Here is a 1,245-nt window from a genome sequence, read left to right as displayed (position 1 = left end):
CCCCCCCGACGGTCATCGGCCTGATATTCGGCGATAAAAAAGTAGAGTTTTTCGGTGACGGAGCCGGGGCTCATAAAGACGGTGAAGACGGGTTCGACACGGGTCACGCGAAAGCCGGTCTCCTCTTCCGCTTCGGCAACGATCCGCGCCTCCGGCGAGGCGTTATCCAACAGCCCGGCGGCCGCCTCAATCAGATACCCATCGTGGCCATGAGTAAATACCGGAAAACGGAACTGACGGGTCAGGACCACCGTCCGCTTTTCCCGGTTGTAGAGTAAAATGACTGCGCCGTTGCCCCGGTCATAAGCCTCGCGGCTCTGCTCCTGCCAGCGACCGTCCCGACGCAGCAGTTCGAAGGTATATTTTTTCAACGTGTACCAGTTATCCGAGAGCAGCGTCTCGCGAACGTGGCGGACGTGCGGTGCGTGTGTTTGCATGTTATTTCCCCTTTGAGGTGACAGCAGGCACCATAACATGCATAATCGTGCACAAACAAGATCATTCGATGAAGGAAAACCGATGCTCGCCAGTCAGAGAAAACAGCAGATCCTCCAGATCCTCACCGAGGAAAAACAGGTGATGTCCGGGGAGCTAAGCCAGCGGTTTAACGTCTCCGAGGACTCCATTCGCCGCGATCTGCGCGAGCTGGCGGCGGAGGGAAAACTGCAGCGGGTCCATGGCGGGGCATTGCCGGTTTCCGCCGCCATTGCGCCAATTGAAACGCGCAAAAGCGTGCAGATCGCCTCCAAGCAGGCGGTCGCCCGCGCCGCCGCCGCCCTGATCCAGCCGGGACAGGTGGTGATTGTCGATGGCGGCACCACCACCGCGGCGATGATCGGCTTTTTACCCGCCGACCTCAGCTGCACGGTGGTCACCCACAGCCCTGGCATCGCCGTGGCGCTGGTGGACCACCCGCGAATCGAGGTGATCCTGCTCGGCGGCAGAGTATTTAAACATTCGGTTGTCGCCGTCGGCGCCGAGACGCTGGCGGGAATGGCGCGGATCAACGCCGATCTGTTCTTTATGGGGGTGACCGGCGTCCACCCGCGGGCGGGTTTCACCACCGGTGATTACGAAGAGGCAGGCATCAAGCGCGCGCTGACGGCCAGGGCGGCAGAAACCGTGGTAATGGCCTCCCGGGAAAAGCTCAACGCCGCGTCGGCCTTTGCCATCGGCGAGCTGAGCCTCGCCAGTACGCTGATTGTCGATGGAGAACCCGACGCCGCGCTGCGCCAACAGTTGGTG

2 protein-coding genes are annotated in these 1,245 nt (G+C 61.2%); one reads left to right on the top strand and one right to left on the bottom strand.

Annotated features, from left to right (window positions below; all coding sequences use genetic code 11):
• On the bottom strand, positions 1-437 hold a 437-nt coding region (locus HMPREF9538_RS00900; RefSeq protein ID WP_009486443.1), incomplete at its 3' end, for an NUDIX domain-containing protein.
• An 82-nt stretch (positions 438-519) separates the two neighbouring features.
• Between HMPREF9538_RS00900 and HMPREF9538_RS00905 the strand changes: the two genes are divergently transcribed.
• The coding region (locus HMPREF9538_RS00905) for a DeoR/GlpR family DNA-binding transcription regulator (protein ID WP_009486442.1) at positions 520-1,245 on the top strand (726 nt) is incomplete at its 3' end.

This window comes from Klebsiella sp. MS 92-3, from assembly GCF_000195655.1.
GTDB lineage: Bacteria > Pseudomonadota > Gammaproteobacteria > Enterobacterales > Enterobacteriaceae > Klebsiella > Klebsiella pneumoniae.
This window is presented reverse-complemented; position numbering and strand designations above follow the sequence as displayed.